Genomic DNA, 20,879 nt, shown 5'->3' with positions numbered 1-20,879 from the left:
GCTGCGGTTAGCCGGTAATCGTCTTTTTGGTGATTGCTGCAACGACCGCGTCGCCCATCTCGCGGGTGCCGACGCGCTTCGTGCCTTCCGACCAGATGTCGCTCGTGCGCAGCCCCGAAGCGAGCACGTCCTTGACCGCCGACTCGATACGGTCGGCAGCTTCGGGCTGGTTGAGTGAAAAGCGAAGCATCATGGCAGCAGACAGGATTGTAGCCAAAGGATTGGCAACCCCTTTGCCGGCAATGTCCGGCGCGCTGCCGTGGCTGGGCTCGTACAGGCCCTGGTTGCTCGAATTGAGCGATGCCGAGGGCAGCATGCCGATCGAGCCGGTGAGCATCGCGGCTTCGTCCGAGAGGATGTCGCCGAACATGTTGCCGGTGACGACCACGTCGAATTTCTTGGGCGCCTTCACGAGCTGCATGGCTGCGTTGTCGACGTACATGTGGTCGAGCTCGACGTCCGGATAGTCCTTGTGCACCTCCGTGACGACGTCCTTCCAGAACTGGAAGGTCTCGAGCACATTGGCCTTGTCCACGCTGGTCACGCGCTTGCTGCGCTTGCGGGCGGCCTCGAAGGCCACGCGGGCGATGCGTTCGATCTCGGGGCGCGAGTAGCGCATCGTGTCGAAGGCTTCCTCGGCGCCCGGGAAGTGGCCGTCGACCGCAGTGCGGCGCCCGCGCGGCTGGCCGAAGTAGATGTCGCCGGTCAGTTCGCGGATGATCAGGATGTCCAGGCCCGCGATCAGCTCGGGCTTCAGGCTCGATGCGCCCACCAGCTGCTCGTAGCAGATAGCCGGGCGGAAGTTCGCGAACAGGCCCAGGTTCTTGCGCAGCCCCAGGATGGCCTGCTCGGGGCGCAGCGGCCGGTCGAGCTTGTCGTACTTCCAGTCGCCGACCGCACCGAACAGCACCGCGTCGGATTCCTTTGCCAGCTTCAGCGTCGATTCGGGCAGGGGATGGCCGTGGGCCTCGTAGGCGGCACCGCCGACCAGCGCCGACTCCATCTCGAACTTCAGGTCGAGGACTTCGAGCACCCTGACGGCTTCCGCCACGATTTCGGTGCCGATGCCGTCACCGGGGAGAACTGCGATTTTCATAAGTTGGTCCGAGGTTTTTTCTTGAAAACGGAAATGCGGTCGATCACGAGATCATCGTGTGCGCCAGCCAAGGCTTCGATGCCAGGCGCTCGGCCTCGAAGGCCTTGATCTTGTCCTTGTGGCGCAGCGTCAGGCCGATGTCGTCCAGCCCGTTGATCAGGCAGTACTTGCGGAAGGCCTGCACGTCGAACGCAAACTCCTGGCCGTCAGGCTTCACGACCACCTGGCGCTCCAGGTCGATGGTCAGCGTGTAGCCCGGAAAGGCGAAGGTCTCGTCGAACAGCTGGGCCACCTGCGCTTCGGGCAGCACGATCGGCAGCAGGCCGTTCTTGAAGCTGTTGTTGAAGAAGATGTCCGCGTAGCTCGGCGCGATGATCGCGCGGAAGCCGTACTGGTCGAGCGCCCACGGCGCATGTTCGCGCGACGAGCCGCAGCCGAAGTTCTTGCGCGCCAGCAGCACCGAGGCGCCGGCGTAGCGCGGCTGGTTCAGCACGAAGTCGGGGTTCGGCTTGCGGCTGGCCGGGTCCTGGCCCGGAAAGCCGGCGTCCAGGTAGCGCCATTCGTCGAACAGGTTCACGCCGAAGCCGGTCTTCTTGATCGACTTGAGGAACTGCTTCGGAATGATCGCGTCGGTGTCGACGTTCTCGCGGTCCATCGGGGCCACAAGGCCCTTGTGCACGGTGAATTTCTGCATGTGAATCTCTCTGGGGTCAGGCGAACGTACGGACGTCGACGAAGTGGCCGTGCACCGCGGCGGCGGCAGCCATGGCCGGGCTCACGAGGTGGGTGCGGCCACCGGCGCCCTGGCGGCCTTCGAAGTTGCGGTTGCTGGTGGATGCGCAGCGCTCACCGGGTTCCAGGCGATCGGCGTTCATCGCCAGGCACATCGAGCAGCCGGGCTCGCGCCATTCGAAGCCCGCGGCCTTGAAGATCAGGTCGAGTCCTTCGCGCTCGGCCTGTTCCTTCACCACGCCCGAGCCGGGCACGACCAGCGCGAGCTTCACGTTCTTGGCGACCTTCTGGCCCAGCTTCTTCACCACGGCAGCGGCTTCGCGCATGTCCTCGATGCGGCTGTTGGTGCACGAGCCGATGAACACCTTGTCGATGAAGATGTCGTTCATGGCCTTGTTCGGCTCCAGGCCCATGTAGACGAGCGCGCGCTCGATGGCGCTGCGCTTGCTGGCGTCCTTTTCCTTGTCGGGATCGGGCACGCGGCCGTTGATGTCGACCACCATCTCGGGCGAGGTGCCCCAGGTGACCTGGGGCTGGATCTGCGTGGCGTCGAGTTCGACCACGGCATCGAACTTCGCACCCGGGTCGGACTGCAGCGTGCGCCAGTAGGCCACGGCCTGGTCCCATTCAACGCCGGTGGGCGCGAGCGGGCGGCCCTTCACGTAGGCGATGGTCTTCTCGTCGACCGCCACCAGCCCGGCGCGCGCGCCGGCCTCGATGGCCATGTTGCAGACAGTCATGCGGCCCTCCATGCTCAGGTCGCGAATGGCCGAGCCCGCGAATTCGATGGTGTAGCCCGTGCCGCCGGCCGTGCCGATCTTGCCGATGATGGCCAGCACGATGTCCTTGGCCGTGCAGCCCAAAGGCAGCTTGCCCTCGACCTTCACGAGCATGTTCTTTGCCTTCTTGCCGAGCAGCGTCTGGGTGGCCATCACGTGCTCGACCTCGCTGGTGCCGATGCCGTGCGCCAGCGCGCCGAAGGCGCCGTGCGTGGAGGTGTGCGAGTCGCCGCAGACGACCGTCATGCCCGGCAGCGTCGCGCCCGATTCAGGGCCGATCACGTGCACGATGCCCTGGCGCTTGCTCAGGAACGGGAAGAACGCGGCGGCGCCGAATTCGGCGATGTTGTGGTCCAGCGTGGTGACCTGTTCCTTGCTGGTCGGGTCGGCAATGCCTTCGTAGCCGCGCTCCCAGCCGGTGGTCGGTGTGTTGTGGTCGGCCGTGGCCACGACCGAGCTGATGCGCCACAGCTTGCGGCCGGCTTCGCGCAAGCCTTCGAAGGCCTGCGGGCTGGTCACTTCGTGCACCAGGTGGCGGTCGATGTAGAGGATCGCGGTGCCGTCTTCCTCGGTGTGGACGACGTGTTCGTCCCAGATCTTGTCGTAGAGCGTGCGTGCCATGTCGGTCTCTTCTGTCTTTCGTGGGGAGGTGAATTGTCTTGCGTTCTATGCGGCGAGAGGCTCGGCGGCATCGGCGGCGGCCGCCGACGTGCGCAGATGGTTGACCAATGTGCGCGCGGCCACCGGCAAGGTGGAGAAGTCGCGTGCCACCAGTCGGATCTCGCGCCTGGACCAGGTGTCGTTCAGCGCCACGCTGCGCAGGCGGCTGCCGATGCCTGCTTGCAGCAGTTCGAATGCGCGCTGCGGCATCACGCCGATGCCCAGTCCGTTGTCGATCATGCGGCACATGGCGTCGAGCCCGGTCACGTGAATGCGCAGCTTGACGCCGCGGCCCGCCTCCAGCGCGGCCTGGTGCATGGCCACGTAGATCGAGCTGTTGGTGTGCAGGCCGACGTGGTCGAAGTCCAGCGAGGCGGAGAAATCGATCGGCTCCTGCGTGACCAGCGGGTGCCCGGCCGGCACGATCAGCACGAGCCGGTCGTGGCGGTAGGGAAGCGTCTGCAACTCGTTGGTGCCGTCGGGAATGTGGCAGATGCCAAGGTCGGCGGCGCCTTCCTGGATCGCGCGCACCACCTCGTTGCTCAGATGCTCTTCGAGGTCGATCTTGATCGCGTCGTGCTCGCGCGTGAAGGCGCCGAGATCCTCGGGGAGGAACTGCACGATGGCCGAGATGTTGGCGTGCACGCGGACATGGCCGCGCACGCCCTCGGCGTATTCGCTGAGTTCGCCCTGCATCTTCTCGAGGCTGTAGAGCACCGAGCGCGCATGGTGCAGCAGGCTCTCGCCCGCGGGGGAAAGGTCGACGCCTCGCGCGTGGCGGTAGAGCAGGGTGGTGCCCAGGGTGGCTTCCAGGTCCGAAAGCCGCTTGCTGATGGCCGAAGCGGCAATGAATTCGCGTTCCGCGGCCCGCCCGATGCTGCCAAGTTCGCAAACGGCCACGAACAGCTGCAGCGACGTGAGGTCGATGCGCCGGGCGAAGTTGCGTTCGGAAGAGGTCATACGGGTTTTGGCATCTCATATGGAGATGGAGGCCCGTATTTTCCCCTTGTTTTCAGGTCTTGGTCATCGCCATGCGCGATGCCATTACTGTCGTCGCGCGATGAGCGAAAGAGGCGTCACTGACGCTTCTTGGCCGAATCCTCCATCTTTTCCCCTGCCTTCTGGACGTCCTGGCCGGCTCCTCTCCAGGTGTTGCAACCCGACAGTGGCACGGCAAGAGTAAACGCGACCGCGAACAATGCGACGAGCGACTTCATGATGAAACTCCTTCGACTAAGTGCGTTGCAGGCTATCGCCGATTTCCGCGCGCTGCATGTCAGCCAAGACGCAAAAAAGCTGCCCGAGGGCAGCTTTCCGTATTGAGCGCAGGCGGCGCGATCAGCGCTTGCCGATGGGCTGCACGTCGCGCTTGGGCGAGCCTTCGAACAGCTGGCGCGGGCGGCCGATCTTGTACTCGGGGTCGCCGATCATTTCGTTCAGCTGGGCGATCCAGCCGACCGTGCGGGCCAGTGCGAAGATCGCGGTGAACAGCGGCACCGGGATGCCGATGGCGCGCTGCACGATGCCCGAGTAGAAGTCGACGTTCGGGTAGAGCTTGCGCGACACGAAGTACTCGTCTTCCAGCGCGATCTTCTCGAGTTCCTTGGCCAGCTTGAACAGCGGATCCTGTTCCAGGCCCAGCTCGGTCAGCACTTCGTTGCAGGTTTCCTGCATCAGCTTGGCGCGCGGGTCGTAGTTCTTGTACACGCGGTGGCCGAAGCCCATCAGCTTGACGTTCGAGTTCTTGTCCTTGACCTTCTTGATGAACTCGCCGATCTTCTCCACGCCACCTTCCTTCTGGATGTCGTAGAGCATGTTGAGCGCCGCTTCGTTGGCGCCGCCATGGGCCGGGCCCCAGAGGCAAGCCACGCCGGCCGCGATGGCCGCGAAGGGGTTCGTGCCCGACGAGCCGCAAAGGCGCACGGTCGAGGTCGAGGCGTTCTGCTCGTGGTCTGCGTGCAGGATGAAGATGCGGTCGAGCGCGCGCTCGAGCACCGGGTTCACCTTGTACTCCTCGCACGGCGTGGCGAACATCATGTGCAGGAAGTTGCCCGCATAGCTCAGGTCGTTCTTCGGGTACATGTAGGGCTGGCCGACGGTGTACTTGTAGGCCATGGCCACGAGCGTGGGCATCTTCGCGATCAGGCGGATCGCGGCGATCTCGCGGTGCTCGGGATTGTTGATGTCCGTGCTGTCGTGATAGAAGGCCGACAGCGCACCCACGAGGCCGGTCATGATGGCCATCGGGTGCGCATCGCGGCGGAAGCCGCGCAGGAAGAACTGCATCTGCTCGTTCACCATCGTGTGGTTGGTCACGACCTTGGTGAAGTTGGCCTTCTTGGCGGCGTCCGGCAGTTCGCCGTACAGCAGCAGGTGGCAGGTCTCGAGGAAGTCGCAGTTGGTTGCGAGCTGCTCGATGGGGTAGCCGCGGTACAGCAGTTCGCCCTTGTCGCCATCGATGTACGTGATGGCCGATTGGCAAGCCGCCGTCGACATGAAGCCCGGGTCGTACGTGAACATGCCGGTCTGCGCATACAGCTTGCGGATGTCGATCACGTCGGGGCCCACGGTGCCCTTGTAGATCGGCAGGTCGACGCTGTCGCCGCCGTTGCTGAACGACAGCGTGGCCTTGGTATCGGATGCTTTCATTTCGGTTTACTTTCAGAGGTGGATTCAGGACGAAGGAGAGATGGCGGGACGCTGTGCGCCGTCGGTTCGCATCAGCTGCAGCAATGCGACCACCTCGGCCCCGGCCCATTCGGGCTCGGGCTCCTTTCTGCGCAGAAGGAGGTCGAGGAGATCGTTGTCCGACAGGTCCATCAATGTCTCCATCGCTCCCGCCTGACCCACGGTCATGCGGAATTCGTGCCGCTCGAAGAAGCGGGCGATGAACAGGTCGTTCTCGAGCAGTCCGCGCCGGCAGCGCCATTTCAGCTTGCTCAGCGCACGTTCGCTGAGCGGCTGGTCGGAGTCGGCGGCGGTTTGCATGGTGACTTCTTGCAGGACGTGCGTCAGATGGCGCGGCGCACCATCAGTTCCTTGATCTTGCCGATGGCCTTGGTCGGGTTCAGGCTCTTCGGGCACACGTCCACGCAGTTCATGATCGTGTGGCAGCGGAACAGGCGGTACGGGTCTTCCAGGTTGTCCAGGCGCTCAGCGGTGGCTTCGTCGCGGCTGTCGGCGATGAAACGGTAGGCCTGCAGCAGGCCGGCCGGGCCCACGAACTTGTCGGGGTTCCACCAGAAGCTCGGGCAGCTCGTGGAGCAGCTCGCGCACAGGATGCACTCGTACAGGCCGTTGAGCTCGTCGCGCTCCTCGGGCGACTGCAGGCGCTCCTTCTCGGGCGGCACGCTGTCGTTCTGGAGGTACGGCTTGATCGAGTTGTACTGCTTGAAGAACTGCGTCATGTCCACGATCAGGTCGCGGATGACGGGCAGGCCCGGCAGCGGCTTGAGCACCACGGTGCCCTTGAGCGTGTTCATGTTGGTCAGGCAGGCCAGACCGTTCTTGCCGTTGATGTTCATCGCGTCGGAACCGCAGACGCCTTCGCGGCACGAGCGGCGAAACGACAGCGTCGGGTCCTGCGCCTTGAGCTTCATCAGGGCGTCGAGCAGCATGCGCTCATGGCCGTCGAGTTCGATCTCGACCGTCTGCATGTAGGGCTTGGCGTCCTTGTCCGGGTCGTAGCGGTAGATCTGGAATGTGCGCTTCATCGTGTGTTCCTAATTTTTAGAATGTCCGGACCTTCGGGGGCACCGATGCGACCGTCAGGGGCTGTAGCTTGACCGGCTTGTACGAGAGGCGGTTGTCCGCGCTGTACCAGAGCGTGTGCTTCATCCAGTTGGCGTCGTCGCGGCCGAGCGGCGCGACAGGATCGTCCGCCGGGCGTTCGTAATCTTCCACGGTGTGGGCGCCGCGGCATTCCTTGCGGGCGGCGGCCGAGACCATCGTGGCCTGCGCCACTTCGATCAGGTTGTCGACTTCCAGCGCTTCGATGCGGGCGGTATTGAACACCTTGGACTTGTCCTTCAGGCCGATGGCCTTGACGCGTTCGCGCACGGCGGCAATCTTGGTCACACCTTCGTCCATCGAGGCCTGCTTGCGGAACACGGCCGCGTGCTGCTGCATGACGGCTCGGATCTCGCCGGCCACGTCCTGCGCGTATTCGCCGCCGGTGGTCGACTCGAGGCGGTTCAGGCGCTCCAGCGTGCGGTCGGCCGCATCCTTGGGCAGTTCCTTGTGTTCCTTGAGCTTGTCGTTGAACTCGACGATATGGTTGCCGGCCGCCCGGCCGAACACCAAGAGGTCGAGCAGCGAGTTGGTGCCCAGGCGGTTGGCGCCGTGCACGCTCACGCAGGAGCATTCGCCCACGGCGTAGAGACCGTTCACCACGGCGCTGTTCTCTTCACCCTTCTGGATGACGACCTGGCCGTGGATGTTGGTCGGAATGCCGCCCATCTGGTAGTGGATGGTCGGCACCACGGGAATCGGCTCCTTCGTGATGTCGACGTTGGCGAAGTTGACGCCGATTTCGTACACCGAAGGCAGGCGCTTGTGGATGGTGTCGGCGCCCAGGTGGTCGAGCTTGAGCAGCACGTAGTCCTTGTTGGGACCGCAGCCGCGCCCTTCCTTGATTTCCTGGTCCATCGAGCGCGAGACGAAGTCGCGCGGTGCCAGGTCCTTCAGCGTGGGCGCATAGCGCTCCATGAAGCGTTCGCCGTTGCTGTTCAGCAGGATCGCGCCTTCGCCGCGGCAGCCTTCGGTCAGCAGCACGCCCGCGCCGGCTACGCCGGTCGGGTGGAACTGCCAGAACTCCATGTCCTGCAGCGGAATGCCCGAGCGGGCCGCCATGCCGAGGCCGTCGCCGGTGTTGATGAAGGCGTTGGTCGAGGCCTGGAAGATGCGGCCCGCGCCGCCGGTGGCCAGCAGCACGGTCTTGGCCTGCAGGATGTGCAGGTCGCCGGTTTCCATTTCGAGCGCGGTCACGCCGACCACGTCGCCCTCGTCGTCACGGATGAGGTCCAGCGCCATCCATTCGACGAAGAATTGCGTGCGCGCTTCGACGTTCTTTTGATAGAGCGTGTGCAGCATCGCGTGGCCGGTGCGGTCGGCCGCGGCACAGGCGCGCTGCACGGGCTTCTCGCCGTAGTTGGCCGTGTGGCCGCCGAACGGACGCTGGTAGATGGTGCCGTCGGGGTTGCGGTCGAACGGCATGCCGAAGTGCTCGAGCTCGTACACGACCTTCGGTGCTTCGCGGCACATGAACTCGATTGCGTCCTGGTCGCCGAGCCAGTCGGAGCCCTTGATCGTGTCGTAGAAGTGGTAGTGCCAGTTGTCCTCGCTCATGTTGCCGAGCGAGGCGCCGACGCCGCCCTGCGCAGCAACGGTGTGCGAACGCGTGGGGAACACCTTCGAGAGCACGGCCACGTTGAGGCCGGCGCGTGCGAGTTGCAGCGAGGCGCGCATGCCGGAACCGCCGGCACCGACGATCACGACGTCGAACTTGCGCTTGGTGATTTTTTCTTTTGTGTAGGTCATGGTGGGGTCAGATCTTCCAAAGCACTTGAATGGCCCAACCCGCACAACCGACAAGCCAGACGATGGTGAAAATTTGCAGGGCGAGGCGAATACCGACGGGCTGGACGTAGTCCATCCACACGTCGCGCATGCCGACCCACACGTGATAGAGCAGGGCAGCGATCACGGAGAAGGTCAGCACCTTCATCCACTGCGCGGCGAAGATGCCGGCCCAGAGGTCGTAGCCGATGGGGCCGCGCGAGAAGATCAGCTGTGCGAGCAGGATGATCGTGAAGAGCGCCATCAGGCCGCCCGTGATGCGCTGGCTGAGCCAGTCGCGCAAACCGTAATGAGCGCCGACGACGATGCGCTTGGAGCCGTAATTCACAGACATGGTTGGCTCCTTCTCAGTACAGGCCGAACAGCTTGGCGCCGAGCACCACGGTGAGCAGGATGCTCAGTGCCAGCGTGACGACGGCCGAGGTGTGGCCGAACTCCTTGGTCACCGCGGCGTGGCTCACGTCCATCCAGAGATGGCGCAGGCCGGCGATGAAGTGGTGCAGGTAGGCCCAGATGAGCGCGAGCGCGACGAGCTTGAAGAACCACCCCGGAGCGAAGCCGATGCCGACGTTGAAGGCGCTCTTGAATCTCGCGAACGAATAGTCGGATGACAGCGATGTGTCGAACATCCAGATGATGAACGGCAGCAGCAGGAACATCAGCACGCCGCTGACGCGATGCAGGATCGACACGATGCCCGCCGGCGGCAGCCGATAGGTCGTGAGGTCCGTGAAGGCATTGATGTTGCGGAATTCGCGACGCGGTGGCCGGGGAGGGGTTGCAAGCTCTGTCATTGGGGGGATTGCTTTCGTGGCTTTGTGACTTGTTGGCTTGTTCTGAGAGCGAACGCTTTTGTTTCTTCTGCGGAAATGCAAACAACGCAAAATTCTATTGCAATGCACCATCGGGCAGCGGACGCATGCGAGTCAGTGCACCGTTGCAGTCGGATGCTCTTGACTTCGCTGCGCTTCGCACGCGTTGTGTGCGCACGCTGGCGCACCGGTATCCGGCTTTCGTCTGCATCGGGTCAGCCCAGCTGGTTTCTGTAGTGGTGGGTGTCGGTGCGATAGAGCCCGCGACGCAGTTCCATCGGCATGTCATGGTAGGTGTGCGCCACGCGCTCCACGCTCAGCAGGGGCATCTGCGGTGTCACGTCGAGCAGCGCGGCCTGTTCGGCATCGGGCAGCACGGCGCGGATCTTTTCTTCGGCACGCACCATGCGCACGCCGAACTCCGTCTCGAACAGCGCGTACATCGGGCCGGGCCACGCGCGCAGCCGCTCGGCGGTGAGTCCCTTGAAGGGTGTGCCGGGCAGCCAGAGGTCTTCGAGGATGGTCGGCACGCCGCCGTAGGCGAGCACGCGCCGCACCTGCAGCACCGCGTCGCCCGTGCGCAGGCCGAGGGCACGCGCCACGTCGGCCGATGCGCGCAGGCGCTTGCAGTCGACGATGGTGCGTACCGCGGGACCTTCGGTGTTCGGGTCGCCCGCATCGGGTACGAGCTTGAGGAAGCGGTACTGCACATGCTGCTCGGCATGCGTGGCGACGAAGGTGCCCTTGCCCTGGCGGCGCACCACCAGGTTTTCGGCCGAGAGTTCGTCGATGGCCTTGCGCACCGTGCCCTGGCTCACGCGAAAGCGCACGGCCAGTTCCATCTCGCTCGGGATGGGCTCGCCCGGCTTCCACTCGCCCGCCTGCAGGCTCTGCAGGATCAGGGTCTTGATCTGCTGGTAGAGCGGACTGAAGGACGGCGTCGGGGGCTCGTCGAGTGTGGTGGGCGTGTTCATGGCAGCGGTGGGGTGCGCCTTGGCGGACCCCAGGAGGATATCTTATATAAGACATAAGACGAGGCTCATTGAATCGGCTTAAAATGCGGCCGGTCCCGCGCTGCGGGAAGGTATTCCGATCCCGCAGGACCCTGGCGCCCCACGAGAGCGCCAACACCGTTTTCATCACCTTCTGGAGTCTTCCCATGAGCAAAAAGCCCGTCCGCGTTGCCGTCACCGGTGCCGCCGGTCAAATCGGTTACGCCCTGTTGTTCCGTATCGCCTCCGGTGAAATGCTCGGCAAAGACCAGCCGGTCATTCTTCAGCTGCTCGAAATCCCCGACGAGAAGGCCCAGAAGGCGCTCAAGGGCGTGATGATGGAACTCGACGACTGCGCCTTCCCGCTGCTGGCCGGCATGGAAGCCCACGGCGACCCGATGACCGCCTTCAAGGATGCCGACTACGCGCTGCTCGTCGGCTCGCGTCCCCGCGGCCCCGGCATGGAACGTGCCGAACTGCTGGCCGTCAACGGTGCCATCTTCACCGCGCAGGGCAAGGCACTGAACGCCGTCGCCAGCCGCAATGTCAAGGTGCTGGTGGTCGGCAACCCCGCGAACACCAACGCCTACATCGCCATGAAGAGCGCGCCTGACCTGCCGCGCAAGAACTTCACCGCCATGCTGCGCCTGGACCACAACCGCGCTGCCAGCCAGATCGCCGCCAAGACCGGCAAGCCCGTGGCCGACATCGAAAAGCTCACCGTCTGGGGCAACCACTCGCCCACGATGTACGCCGACTACCGTTTCGCCACGATCAAGGGCGAGTCCGTCGCCAAGATGATCAACGACCAGGAATGGAACGCGAACACCTTCCTGCCGACCGTCGGCAAGCGCGGCGCGGCCATCATCGAAGCTCGCGGCCTGTCGTCTGCCGCCTCGGCCGCCAACGCCGCCATCGACCACATGCGCGACTGGGCCCTGGGCACCAACGGCAAGTGGGTCACGATGGGTATCCCGTCGGATGGCCAGTACGGCATTCCGAAGGACGTGATGTTCGGCTTTCCGGTCACCTGCGAAAACGGTGAGTACAAGCTGGTCGAAGGCCTCGAGATCGATGCATTCAGCCAGGAACGCATCAACAAGACGCTCGAAGAGCTCGAAGGCGAACGCGCCGGCGTCGCCCACCTGCTGTAAGCAACTCGCTCAGCATGCTCGACTGGAATCCCGCGCTCTACCGTCGCTACGAGGACGAGCGCACACGACCCGCGCAGGAGCTCCTCGCGCGGGTGCCGCTGACCGAAGCCGACCGCGTGGTCGACCTCGGTTGCGGGCCGGGCAATTCCACCGAGCTGCTGGTGCAGCGGTTCCCGAAGGCGCAAGTCCTCGGAACCGACAACTCCGAAGCCATGCTGGTCAGCGCGCGCGAGCGGCTGCCGAAGGCAGGCTTCGAGTTGAGCGACATCGCGACCTGGGCGCCGCAGTCTCCGGAACAAGCGCCCGACCTCATTTACGCCAATGCGTCCCTGCAATGGGTGCCCGATCACGAAAAGCTGATCCCGCGCCTGTTCGACGCGCTGGCCCCGGGTGGCGTGCTCGCCATCCAGATGCCCGACAACCGCCAGGAACCTACACACCGCCTGATGCGCGCGCTGGCGGCCGAAGCGCCGTGGGCCGAGCCCATCGGCGATGCCGACAGGCTGCGCACCCTGCTGCTGCCGCTCAGCGGCTACTACGACCTGCTGGCGCCGCATGCCGCCAGCGTCGATGTCTGGCACACGATCTACCAGCACCGCATGGCCGATGCCGCCTCCATCGTCGAATGGGTGCGCAGCACCGGCCTGAAGCCTTTCGTCGACCGCTTGCCGGTCGACCTGCAGGCGAGCTACCTCGCCGAGTATCAGCGCCGCGTGGACGAGGCATATCCCGCCCGCGCCGACGGCAAGCGGCTGCTCGCCTTCCCGCGCATGTTCATCGTGGCGCAAAAGGGCAGGGCATGACCCACACCGCCCATCCCGCCGAAGTGCTGCTGGGTGCACAGGCCGGCGCCGTGACGCTGCCCGTGTGCGATCACTACAGCGGCGTCGAGGCGCGCATGAAGAAGAGCCTCGCGCTCCAGGCCGAGATGGCCGAGGAGTTCGGCGCCTGCGTATTCGACGTCACCCTCGATTGCGAAGACGGCGCCCCCGTGGGTGGCGAAGCCGAGCATGCCGCGCTCGTTACCGAACTGGCGCTGGCCGCGAAACCCGGCATGCGCGTCGGCGTGCGCGTGCACCCCGTCGATCACCCCGCCTTTGCTGGCGACGTGATCACCATTGCGGGCCGTGCCGCCCAACGCCTGAGCCACCTGATGGTGCCGAAGGTCGAATCGGTGGCCGATGTGTTGCAGGCTGTTGCGGCGCTCGAGGCGGCGGATGCCGACGCATTGCCGCTGCACGTGCTGATCGAATCGCCGCTCGCCGTGCACAACGCCTTCGAGATTGCGGCCCATCCGCGCGTGCAGTCGCTGAGCTTCGGTCTCATGGATTTCGTCTCGGCGCATGCTGGTGCGATCCCCGCCGATGGCATGGGGGCGGCAGGGCAGTTCAGCCACCCGCTGGTGGTGCGCGCCAAGCTGGCCATCGCGTCGGCCGCACATGCCTATGGCAAGGTGCCGTCGCACTGCGTGGTTACCGAGTTCAACAACACCGATGCCATGCGTACGGCGGCGCGCAAGGCGGCCGACGAATTCGGCTACACGCGCATGTGGAGCATCCACCCGAACCAGATCCGCCCCATCCTCGAGGCCTTTGCGCCGGATGAGGCGCAGATTCAGATCGCCTCACAAATCATTGCAAAAGCCGCGGCCGCGGATTGGGCTCCGACACAAATTGATGGCACATTGCACGACCGCGCGAGCTACCGCCACTTTTGGCAGGTCTTGACGCGTGCCCATGCAACAGGGCGCGCGTTGCCCCCCGAGGCGAAAGCCTGGTTTGCGCTCGCGGCCTCCTGAAACCACCCCTGAATCCAGCCTCAAGGAAACCCACACATGAAGAAAATTGCCCTGATTGCCGCCGTCGCGTTGGCGCTGCCGTTCGCCGCACTGGCCCAGGATGCGGCCAAGCCCGCCGCCAAGACGACGGCCAAGAAGGCGCCGGCCAAGCATCAAGTCACCCGCCGCGCCGCCAAGGCCGTCGAGGAAGTCACCCCGGTCAACACCGATACCGACGTGACGCTCAACGACGCTGACCTGGCCGTGGCCCAGCGCGTGTCGACCGGCCGTGCCCAGTGCGAACTCGGCGCCGACGTGACCGTCACGCCCGACGAGAAGAAGCCCGGCTTCTTCACCGTGACCACCAAGGGCCTGAAGTATCGGATGCACCCGGTCGAAAGCCGCACCGGCGCCATCCGCCTCGAAGACCCGCGTGCCGGCGCCATGTGGCTGCAGCTTGGCAACAAGTCGATGCTGATGAACCAGAAGGCCGGCCTGCGCATCGCCGACGAATGCCAGACGGCCGCCCAGGTCGCGTTTGCAGAAGAAATGAAGAAAAACCCGCCGAAGAGCCTTTTCGAAGGCGCCGACCCGGCCAAGAAGTAAGTAACGAAACGGCGTGCGGCGCGGCTCTTGCTTGCTGCGTTGCACGCCCGCCAGCCCAGTTTCCGGAGAAAAGAAGATGTTGCAAGCCTACGTTGACCATGTTGCCGAACGCGCCGCGCTCGGTATCCCGCCGCTGCCTTTGAGCGCGAAGCAGACCTCTGAAGCGATCGAGCTCCTCAAGAGCGCGAATGCCAAGGACGGCGCCTTCCTGCTCGATCTGCTCACCCATCGTGTGCCTGCCGGCGTCGACGACGCGGCCAAGGTCAAGGCGAGCTACCTTGCGGCCGTGGCCCACGGCACCGAGAAGAGCGAGTTCCTGTCGCGCGCCCGCGCCACCGAACTGCTCGGCACCATGCTCGGCGGCTACAACATCAGCCCCATGATCGACCTGCTCGACGACGCCGAAGTCGGCGCCGTGGCGGCCGAAGGCCTGAAGAAAACCCTGTTGATGTTCGACCAGTTCCACGACGTCAAGGAAAAGGCCGACAAGGGCAACGTGCACGCCAAGGGCGTGCTGCAAAGCTGGGCCGACGCCGAGTGGTTCACCAGCCGCCCCGAAGTGCCGAAGAGCATCACCGTCAGCATCTTCAAGGTGGCTGGCGAAATCAACACCGACGACCTGTCGCCCGCCCCCGACGCGACGACCCGTCCCGACATTCCGATGCACGCCCTGGCGATGCACAAGAACGCGCGCCCCGGCATCGTGCCCGAGGAAGACGGCAAGCGCGGCCCGGTGAAGTTCATCGAAGACCTGCGCGCGCGCGGCCACCTCGTGGCCTACGCGGGCGACGTGGTCGGCACGGGTTCGTCGCGCAAGAGCGCCACCAACTCGGTGCTCTGGTTCACCGGCGAAGACATTCCCTTCGTTCCTAACAAGCGTTTCGGCGGCGTCTGCCTCGGCGGCAAGATCGCTCCCATCTTCTACAACACGATGGAAGACTCGGGCGCGCTGCCGATCGAACTCGACGTCACGCAGATGGAAATGGGCGACGTGGTCGAACTGCGTCCCTACGAGGGCAAGGCGCTGAAGGACGGCAAGGTCATCGCCGAATTCCAGGTCAAGAGCGACGTGCTGTTCGACGAAGTGCGCGCCGGCGGCCGCATTCCGCTGATCATCGGCCGCGGCCTGACGGCCAAGGCGCGCGAGGCACTGGGCCTGCCCGTGTCGACGCTGTTCCGCCTGCCGACCAGCCCCGTCGACACCAAGAAGGGCTTCTCGCTCGCGCAGAAGATGGTCGGCCGCGCCTGCGGCCTGCCCGAAGGCCAGGGCGTGCGCCCGGGCACGTATTGCGAACCCAAGATGACCTCGGTCGGCTCGCAGGACACCACCGGCCCGATGACGCGCGACGAGCTGAAGGACCTGGCTTGCCTGGGCTTCTCGGCCGACCTCGTGATGCAGTCGTTCTGCCACACGGCCGCGTACCCGAAGAAGGTCGACGTCAAGATGCACCACGAACTCCCCGAGTTCATGGCCAACCGCGGCGGCGTGTCGCTGCGCCCGGGCGACGGCGTGATCCATTCCTGGCTCAACCGCCTGCTGACGCCCGACACCGTCGGCACCGGCGGCGACAGCCACACCCGCTTCCCCATCGGCATCAGCTTCCCGGCCGGCTCCGGCCTCGTGGCCTTCGCGGCCGCCACCGGCGTGATGCCGCTGGACATGCCCGAGTCGGTGCTCGTGCGCTTCAAGGGCAAGATGCAGCCCGGCGTCACGCTGCGCGACCTGGTCAACGCCATTCCGCTGTACGCTATCAAGGCGGGCCTGCTGACCGTGGCCAAGCAAGGCAAGAAGAACATCTTCTCGGGCCGCATCCTCGAAATCGAAGGCCTGCCCGACCTGAAGGTGGAACAAGCCTTCGAGCTGAGCGACGCTTCGGCCGAACGCTCGGCCGCTGGTTGTACCGTGCACCTGAACAAGGAGCCGATCGCCGAGTACATCAACAGCAACATCACGCTGATGAAGTGGATGATTGCCGAAGGCTATACCGACGCGCGCACGCTGCAACGCCGCATCGCCGCGCAAGAGGCATGGCTGGCCGACCAGCAACTGCTCAAGGGCGACGCCGACGCCGAATACGCCGCTGTCATCGAAATCGACCTGGCCGAGATCCACGAGCCCATCGTGGCCTGCCCGAACGACCCCGACGACGTGAAGACGCTCAGCGACGTGGCCGGAGCCCAGATCGACGAAGTGTTCATCGGCTCGTGCATGACCAACATCGGCCACTTCCGCGCCGCGTCGAAGCTGCTCGAGGGCAAGCGCGACATTCCGGTCAAGCTCTGGATCGCGCCGCCCACCAAGATGGACGCACACCAGCTCACCGAGGAGGGCCACTATGGCGTGTTCGGCAATGCAGGTGCTCGCACCGAAATGCCGGGCTGCTCGCTGTGCATGGGCAACCAGGCGCAGGTGCGCGAAGGCGCCACGGTGATGTCGACCAGCACCCGCAACTTCCCCAACCGACTGGGCAAGAACACCAACGTGTACCTCGGCTCGGCCGAGCTGGCCGCCATCTGCTCGCGCCTCGGTCGCATCCCGACCCGCGAGGAGTACATGGCCGCCACGGGCGTGCTCGATGCGTCCAGTGCGCAGATCTACCAGTACCTGAACTTCGACAAAATCGAAGACTACAAGGGCGTGGCGGACACGGTCGCGGCCTGATCTTCTTCGGATCGCTCCAATCAAAAAGCCCCGCTTCGGCGGGGCTTTTTTTGGGCGATGCGCCCCTCGTTGCTCAGAGCGACGGCGCGTTGGGCTGCAGGTACTCCTGGCCCGTGAGCACCATCTTCGCGCCGACCGGGCCGCCCACTGCATGGGGCAGGGAGGTCAGCAACGAGTTGGCGAAGTCGCCGCGGTACAGCTTGGCGCCCTGGTGCGTCAGGTTGGAATTGGCATCGATGTAGATCGACTCGCCCAGTCCCGACCACAGGCGGCAGAAGCCGTAGTCTTCCGAGAGATAGCGACGCGTCTGCGGGTCGACCATGACATCGAAGAAGCGGTAGTGCAGGCCGAGGTCGGCCTCGCCGATGCTGTCGGGTACGTAGCGGAGATCAGGGTAGCTCGCCATGAGCCGCTCGAACACGGCACGCTTGATCACCATGAAGCCGGTCGGCGCCTCGGTCATCTCCATGAAGCCGTCAGGCTGGATCGTGAGCTCGACCTGTGAAGTGGTCTCCGAAGCTTTGGCGTTGACCGTGTAGCGGGTGAAGGTGGCCTCGAACTGCTGCTGCGTCGTGCCTGCGGCCACGCCGCCATCGGGCCAGTTCTCCCGCTTCAACGGGTAGACGCCGGCCGCGATGTCGTAGTCCGACAGCAGCAGCCGGAAGGCCGCCTGCGCCGAGAAGCCGATGTCGGCGTCGATCCAGAACAGGTGGGTCCATTGCGGATTGGCGAGGAACTGGGCCACGCAGTTGTTCCGCGCGCGCGTCACCAGGCTCTCGCCCTGGTGCATCAGCACCTGCATCCGCATGCCGGCGCGCTCGGCCAGGACCGTGAAGTTCAGCATCGAGGCGACGTAGTTCTGGAAGAACTTGCCGTCATGACTCGGCGTCACGACCACGGGAAAGAACTGCCCGAGTTCGGACGGGTCAAGCATTGCGGGCTCCGTGTGCCTGTCTATCGGGCGGGGCGCTGCATCAGGCCGAGCAGCAGGTTGTTGTAGACCTCGGTGGCCGCGGCGTTGCCGGGGAGGTAGCGGTCGATCAGGCTGCGCTGGCGCTCGCGATAGGCGGCTGCCTGCGCATCATGCGTGTCGATGGCTTCGAGCACCCGGTCGCTGCCACCGGCCACATCGTTGCCCTCGTAGTAGTAGCCGAGGTCCGCGCACAGGTGCGCGTTGTGCACCAGCGGATAGCCCTGCCAGCAGGTTTCCAGGTAGAAGTAGTTGAGCGGGTTCTCCCACTGGTGCGAGACCACGATGTCCGTGTTCTGCGCCAGGAAAACAGGCGTTTCGTGCCGCCCGAGGAACACCGCCTTGTGCTCGCGGACGAGGTCGAGCTGGTTCATCAGCGTGATGAATTCCATGTTCTCCCTGGCCAGGCGTTCGGCGTTGGTGACCTGCAGCAGTGCGATGGAGCCGGGCCGCGCGCGGTAGGCCAGTTCGGCGATCAGGACGGGGTAGAGGCAGAACTTCACTACGTTGATGTTCGGCTCCATCACGCTCAGCCGGCGCGGCCCGGCGTGCGGCTGATAGACGCCGGCATCGGGCAAGGCGCGCGTGCGTTCGTCGAGAAACACGGGGCTCCAGACGAAGGGCACGGGCCGCGCTTCGGCCCGACGCAGCACCTCGAAGTAGGGTTGGCTGATGTTTGCCACCTGCGGAACCATCCAGATGTCGTCGTAACGCTGGTTCACGAACAGGTTTTGCCCCCAGAGCGGCTTGTTGAACAGCATCGACTCCATGGCGTGCACGTATTCGAAGCCGCAGCAGTAGGACACCAGCCGCGCGCCTCGTCGCTTCAGGTAGTCGGTCTGCGCCGGGTCGATCTGGCCACCGAGCTCGATCAGCACGTCCACGTTGTCCCTGGCCGCCTCGAAGGTCACGGTGGGCCAACGCATCTGGTCCCAGGGCAGGGAAGGGGTGATGGGGGTGGCCGTGGTGTTGACCAAGACCACCGAGGTCACGCCGGGGCAGTGCTTCAGCGCTTCCGCCAGGAACACGGCGTTCTGCTTGATGCCGTTGTTCCAGAGGGTTTCGGCCTCATGGTGGAGGCCGATGGTGATGCCGATGCGAAGCTTGGAAGCGGGTGGCATTAAATTGTTTCGTAAATGTTAATTGCCTAGGGCAGGCCATTTAAAACCGTATTCGTATATCGAATTCGTCCGGATTTTTGTGATGAATTTCATATTTTTCCGGGTAGTCACCCTTGAATCTTGCGAAAAAGAGAGTGGATCGCCGATCGTCCAGAAGGCAGCAGTAAGGGCGGCGTTGAGCGAAGTTGCTCTCTGTTGGCATTCTAGAAGTTGCTCTTCTGACCGTAGTACTCCGACAACTACCGCCTCCGGGAAAAGTAACTCTTCGCCGGGTTTTGTGAACTAAATCATCAGGATTGGTTTTCCTGGTCCCGGCAATTACTCCTAAATGTAAACAAGTCCGTACATTCCAGCATTCCTGCAATCAAGGCGCCTGCGTGTGCCTTCAGCGATGGAACCTGGCGCAGGGCGCATCGCACTGTTGGTCGATCTCAACCTGCCTGTTTCTCACCGCGAGCCGAATCAAAGCAAATGAACAAGTCCTACAGAAGCATCTGGAACGAAGCACTTGGTGCATGGGTGGCTACGTCCGAAATCACTTCGGCACGGGGTAAACGGAGTAGCGGGACGACAAGATCCATGCCCGTATTGGCCGCGGTCGCTGCCGCATTTGGATTGATGCAGGGGTGGCCGACTGCATCGCTAGCCAATGTTGTCAGAACGAACGAAACGTGCGCCACCTTTTCGAGCGGTGTGGTCGGTCGAATCAATCCCGGCACGACAACTAACGGGCCCGCAGGCGGCGGTTCGCCGGCGCAAGATGGCTCGGGCACGTACTCGGTCGTCGAGGGCTGTAATGCCGTTGGTGGGGGATTTGTTGGCGTTACTGTGTTGGGCGCCTTTGCAACGGCGGGCGGCGACGGTGCTGCGGCGTTCGGTCTTCTCAGCAACGCGAATAAGTGGAGCACTGCCTTTGGCCTGGAGTCCAGCGCAACGGGCATCTCGAGTATCGCGATGGGCTTCGGGAGCAACGCTTCAGCTATCAATGCTGTTGCGATAGGAGGCTCAGGGGGAAATGGGACTACACCGCTGAGCGTTGCCAATTCCACGACCGCCTCGGGCGCTGGAGCTGTTGCCATCGGCAGCAATGCGACCAAGGGAGCGCAGGCAGGTGCATCCGATGCCATCGCCATTGGCGGCGAGTCATCCGTGGTTGCTGCTGCAACATCCGGCATTGCCATCGGCCGCGGCGCCGTCGCGAGCACCGCGCGCAGCGTCGCGCTGGGCGATGGCAGCACGACGGCTGCAGCGACGGCCGTTCCCAGTGCAACCGTCGGAAGCGTCACCTATGGGGGCTTCGCAGGCGCTGCACCGATCGGAGTGGTCAGCGTCGGCGCTGTGGGTTCGGAGCGCCAAGTCACCAATGTGGCCGCGGGCCGCGTGACATCCAGCTCGACGGATGCGATCAACGGCAGCCAGCTGTTTTCCGGATTGAGCACGACCGATAGCAGCATCAGCAGCTTGTCGACGTCGACGTCGACGGGTCTGAGCACAGCGACCAGTGGCATCAGCAGTCTGTCGACCGGCCTGAGCACGACGAACAGCAAGGTCGCCAGCTTGTCCACATCGACCTCCACGGGGTTGAGCACTGCGACGAGCGGTATCACCAGCCTGTCCTCGGGCCTGAGCACCACCAATAGCAATGTGGCGAGCTTGTCGACTTCGACCTCCACAGGCCTGAGCACGGCAACGAGCGGAATCACCAGCCTGTCTTCTGGGTTGAGCACCACCAACAGCAATGTGGCTAGCCTGTCGACCTCGACCTCCACGGGGCTGAGCACCGCAACCGGCGGCATCACAAGTCTGTCGAGTGGCTTGAGCACGACGAACAGCAATGTGGCCAGCCTGTCGACTTCCACTTCGACGGGCCTGAGCACCACCAATAGCAATGTGGCGAGCTTGTCGACTTCGACCTCCACAGGCCTGAGCACGGCAACGAGC

General features: G+C 64.3%; 20 protein-coding genes. 6 read left to right on the top strand and 14 right to left on the bottom strand.

Annotation, left to right across the window (positions count from 1 at the left end; genetic code table 11):
* Nucleotides 1–7: 7 nt before the first annotated feature.
* From leuB to ACCD11_RS18430, 12 genes are all read right to left on the bottom strand, one after another.
* Nucleotides 8–1,096, bottom strand: a complete 1,089-nt coding sequence (gene leuB / locus ACCD11_RS18485) for a 3-isopropylmalate dehydrogenase (RefSeq protein WP_413314973.1) — start codon at nt 1,094–1,096, stop codon at nt 8–10.
* 43 nt (nt 1,097–1,139) lie between these two features.
* Nucleotides 1,140–1,790 (bottom strand): 3-isopropylmalate dehydratase small subunit, encoded by a 651-nt coding sequence (gene leuD, locus ACCD11_RS18480; RefSeq protein ID WP_413314972.1) that lies wholly within the window; start codon nt 1,788–1,790, stop codon nt 1,140–1,142.
* A gap of 16 nt (nt 1,791–1,806) precedes the next feature.
* Nucleotides 1,807–3,228 (bottom strand): 3-isopropylmalate dehydratase large subunit, encoded by a 1,422-nt coding sequence (gene leuC, locus ACCD11_RS18475; RefSeq protein WP_007830503.1) that lies wholly within the window; start codon nt 3,226–3,228, stop codon nt 1,807–1,809.
* A 45-nt stretch (nt 3,229–3,273) separates the two neighbouring features.
* Nucleotides 3,274–4,227 carry a LysR substrate-binding domain-containing protein gene (locus ACCD11_RS18470; protein ID WP_413314971.1) on the bottom strand — a complete coding sequence of 318 codons (954 nt, stop codon included), beginning with the start codon at nt 4,225–4,227 and terminating at the stop codon, nt 3,274–3,276.
* A gap of 116 nt (nt 4,228–4,343) precedes the next feature.
* Nucleotides 4,344–4,484 carry an entericidin A/B family lipoprotein gene (locus tag ACCD11_RS18465; protein ID WP_056586789.1) on the bottom strand — a complete coding sequence of 47 codons (141 nt, stop codon included), beginning with the start codon at nt 4,482–4,484 and terminating at the stop codon, nt 4,344–4,346.
* Between the two features lie 121 nt (nt 4,485–4,605).
* Nucleotides 4,606–5,916: a citrate synthase gene (gene gltA, locus ACCD11_RS18460; RefSeq protein WP_056586793.1), complete on the bottom strand. Its 1,311-nt coding sequence runs from the start codon at nt 5,914–5,916 to the stop codon at nt 4,606–4,608.
* A gap of 24 nt (nt 5,917–5,940) precedes the next feature.
* A complete protein-coding gene (locus ACCD11_RS18455) occupies nt 5,941–6,255 on the bottom strand; it encodes a succinate dehydrogenase assembly factor 2 (protein WP_413314970.1) in 315 nt (104 codons plus the stop codon).
* A 23-nt stretch (nt 6,256–6,278) separates the two neighbouring features.
* Nucleotides 6,279–6,980, bottom strand: a complete 702-nt coding sequence (locus ACCD11_RS18450) for a succinate dehydrogenase iron-sulfur subunit (RefSeq protein ID WP_007830508.1) — start codon at nt 6,978–6,980, stop codon at nt 6,279–6,281.
* 16 nt (nt 6,981–6,996) lie between these two features.
* On the bottom strand, nt 6,997–8,805 hold the full coding sequence (gene sdhA, locus ACCD11_RS18445; RefSeq protein WP_007830509.1) for a succinate dehydrogenase flavoprotein subunit: 1,809 nt from the start codon (nt 8,803–8,805) through the stop codon (nt 6,997–6,999).
* 7 nt (nt 8,806–8,812) lie between these two features.
* Nucleotides 8,813–9,178, bottom strand: coding sequence for a succinate dehydrogenase, hydrophobic membrane anchor protein (gene sdhD, locus ACCD11_RS18440; protein WP_007830510.1), 366 nt, complete (start codon nt 9,176–9,178; stop codon nt 8,813–8,815).
* Between the two features lie 13 nt (nt 9,179–9,191).
* On the bottom strand, nt 9,192–9,638 hold the full coding sequence (sdhC, locus tag ACCD11_RS18435) for a succinate dehydrogenase, cytochrome b556 subunit (RefSeq protein ID WP_007830511.1): 447 nt from the start codon (nt 9,636–9,638) through the stop codon (nt 9,192–9,194).
* 233 nt (nt 9,639–9,871) lie between these two features.
* Nucleotides 9,872–10,630: a GntR family transcriptional regulator gene (locus ACCD11_RS18430; RefSeq protein WP_056586796.1), complete on the bottom strand. Its 759-nt coding sequence runs from the start codon at nt 10,628–10,630 to the stop codon at nt 9,872–9,874.
* A gap of 185 nt (nt 10,631–10,815) precedes the next feature.
* Between ACCD11_RS18430 and ACCD11_RS18425 the strand changes: the two genes are divergently transcribed.
* From ACCD11_RS18425 to ACCD11_RS18405, 5 genes are all read left to right on the top strand, one after another.
* The gene (locus tag ACCD11_RS18425; RefSeq protein ID WP_007830514.1) at nt 10,816–11,802 is read left to right on the top strand and encodes a malate dehydrogenase; all 987 of its coding nucleotides are present in this window, start codon (nt 10,816–10,818) and stop codon (nt 11,800–11,802) included.
* Nucleotides 11,803–11,816: 14 nt separating this feature from the next.
* Entirely contained in the window at nt 11,817–12,605 is a 789-nt protein-coding gene (gene tam, locus ACCD11_RS18420) for a trans-aconitate 2-methyltransferase (RefSeq protein WP_413314969.1), read from the top strand.
* On the top strand, nt 12,602–13,600 hold the full coding sequence (locus tag ACCD11_RS18415) for an HpcH/HpaI aldolase/citrate lyase family protein (protein WP_413314968.1): 999 nt from the start codon (nt 12,602–12,604) through the stop codon (nt 13,598–13,600). Before tam ends, ACCD11_RS18415 begins: the two co-directional genes overlap by 4 nt.
* Nucleotides 13,601–13,636: 36 nt before the next feature.
* Entirely contained in the window at nt 13,637–14,185 is a 549-nt protein-coding gene (locus ACCD11_RS18410) for a hypothetical protein (protein ID WP_007830517.1), read from the top strand.
* Nucleotides 14,186–14,261: 76 nt separating this feature from the next.
* On the top strand, nt 14,262–16,847 hold the full coding sequence (locus ACCD11_RS18405; RefSeq protein ID WP_413314966.1) for a bifunctional aconitate hydratase 2/2-methylisocitrate dehydratase: 2,586 nt from the start codon (nt 14,262–14,264) through the stop codon (nt 16,845–16,847).
* Between the two features lie 73 nt (nt 16,848–16,920).
* Here the strand turns inward: ACCD11_RS18405 and ACCD11_RS18400 are convergent, their stop codons facing one another.
* Complete coding sequence (locus ACCD11_RS18400; RefSeq protein WP_413314964.1) at nt 16,921–17,781, bottom strand: hypothetical protein; 861 nt, start codon at nt 17,779–17,781, stop codon at nt 16,921–16,923.
* 20 nt (nt 17,782–17,801) lie between these two features.
* Nucleotides 17,802–18,938: a DUF2827 domain-containing protein gene (locus ACCD11_RS18395; RefSeq protein WP_413314963.1), complete on the bottom strand. Its 1,137-nt coding sequence runs from the start codon at nt 18,936–18,938 to the stop codon at nt 17,802–17,804.
* 471 nt (nt 18,939–19,409) lie between these two features.
* Here ACCD11_RS18395 and ACCD11_RS18390 point away from each other — a divergent pair.
* Nucleotides 19,410–20,879, top strand: a 1,470-nt coding sequence (locus ACCD11_RS18390) for an ESPR-type extended signal peptide-containing protein (RefSeq protein ID WP_413314961.1), incomplete at its 3' end; no start/stop codon positions are given.

The sequence above is a fragment of the Variovorax sp. Varisp36 genome, assembly GCF_047304235.1.
GTDB lineage: Bacteria > Pseudomonadota > Gammaproteobacteria > Burkholderiales > Burkholderiaceae_C > Variovorax.
This window is presented reverse-complemented; position numbering and strand designations above follow the sequence as displayed.

What these genes read in the sequence shown, in the direction of transcription:
- gltA (WP_056586793.1), bottom strand. Translation starts at nt 5,916, where the DNA reads ATGAAAGCATCCGATACCAAGGCCACGCTGTCGTTCAGCAACGGCGGC.
- leuD (WP_413314972.1), bottom strand. Translation starts at nt 1,790, where the DNA reads ATGCAGAAATTCACCGTGCACAAGGGCCTTGTGGCCCCGATGGACCGC.
- ACCD11_RS18400 (WP_413314964.1), bottom strand. Translation starts at nt 17,781, where the DNA reads ATGCTTGACCCGTCCGAACTCGGGCAGTTCTTTCCCGTGGTCGTGACG.
- ACCD11_RS18455 (WP_413314970.1), bottom strand. Translation starts at nt 6,255, where the DNA reads ATGCAAACCGCCGCCGACTCCGACCAGCCGCTCAGCGAACGTGCGCTG.
- ACCD11_RS18470 (WP_413314971.1), bottom strand. Translation starts at nt 4,227, where the DNA reads ATGACCTCTTCCGAACGCAACTTCGCCCGGCGCATCGACCTCACGTCG.
- ACCD11_RS18410 (WP_007830517.1), top strand. Translation starts at nt 13,637, where the DNA reads ATGAAGAAAATTGCCCTGATTGCCGCCGTCGCGTTGGCGCTGCCGTTC.
- leuC (WP_007830503.1), bottom strand. Translation starts at nt 3,228, where the DNA reads ATGGCACGCACGCTCTACGACAAGATCTGGGACGAACACGTCGTCCAC.
- sdhA (WP_007830509.1), bottom strand. Translation starts at nt 8,805, where the DNA reads ATGACCTACACAAAAGAAAAAATCACCAAGCGCAAGTTCGACGTCGTG.
- ACCD11_RS18450 (WP_007830508.1), bottom strand. Translation starts at nt 6,980, where the DNA reads ATGAAGCGCACATTCCAGATCTACCGCTACGACCCGGACAAGGACGCC.
- ACCD11_RS18405 (WP_413314966.1), top strand. Translation starts at nt 14,262, where the DNA reads ATGTTGCAAGCCTACGTTGACCATGTTGCCGAACGCGCCGCGCTCGGT.
- sdhC (WP_007830511.1), bottom strand. Translation starts at nt 9,638, where the DNA reads ATGACAGAGCTTGCAACCCCTCCCCGGCCACCGCGTCGCGAATTCCGC.
- leuB (WP_413314973.1), bottom strand. Translation starts at nt 1,096, where the DNA reads ATGAAAATCGCAGTTCTCCCCGGTGACGGCATCGGCACCGAAATCGTG.
- sdhD (WP_007830510.1), bottom strand. Translation starts at nt 9,178, where the DNA reads ATGTCTGTGAATTACGGCTCCAAGCGCATCGTCGTCGGCGCTCATTAC.
- ACCD11_RS18395 (WP_413314963.1), bottom strand. Translation starts at nt 18,938, where the DNA reads ATGCCACCCGCTTCCAAGCTTCGCATCGGCATCACCATCGGCCTCCAC.
- ACCD11_RS18465 (WP_056586789.1), bottom strand. Translation starts at nt 4,484, where the DNA reads ATGAAGTCGCTCGTCGCATTGTTCGCGGTCGCGTTTACTCTTGCCGTG.
- ACCD11_RS18415 (WP_413314968.1), top strand. Translation starts at nt 12,602, where the DNA reads ATGACCCACACCGCCCATCCCGCCGAAGTGCTGCTGGGTGCACAGGCC.
- ACCD11_RS18430 (WP_056586796.1), bottom strand. Translation starts at nt 10,630, where the DNA reads ATGAACACGCCCACCACACTCGACGAGCCCCCGACGCCGTCCTTCAGT.
- ACCD11_RS18425 (WP_007830514.1), top strand. Translation starts at nt 10,816, where the DNA reads ATGAGCAAAAAGCCCGTCCGCGTTGCCGTCACCGGTGCCGCCGGTCAA.
- tam (WP_413314969.1), top strand. Translation starts at nt 11,817, where the DNA reads ATGCTCGACTGGAATCCCGCGCTCTACCGTCGCTACGAGGACGAGCGC.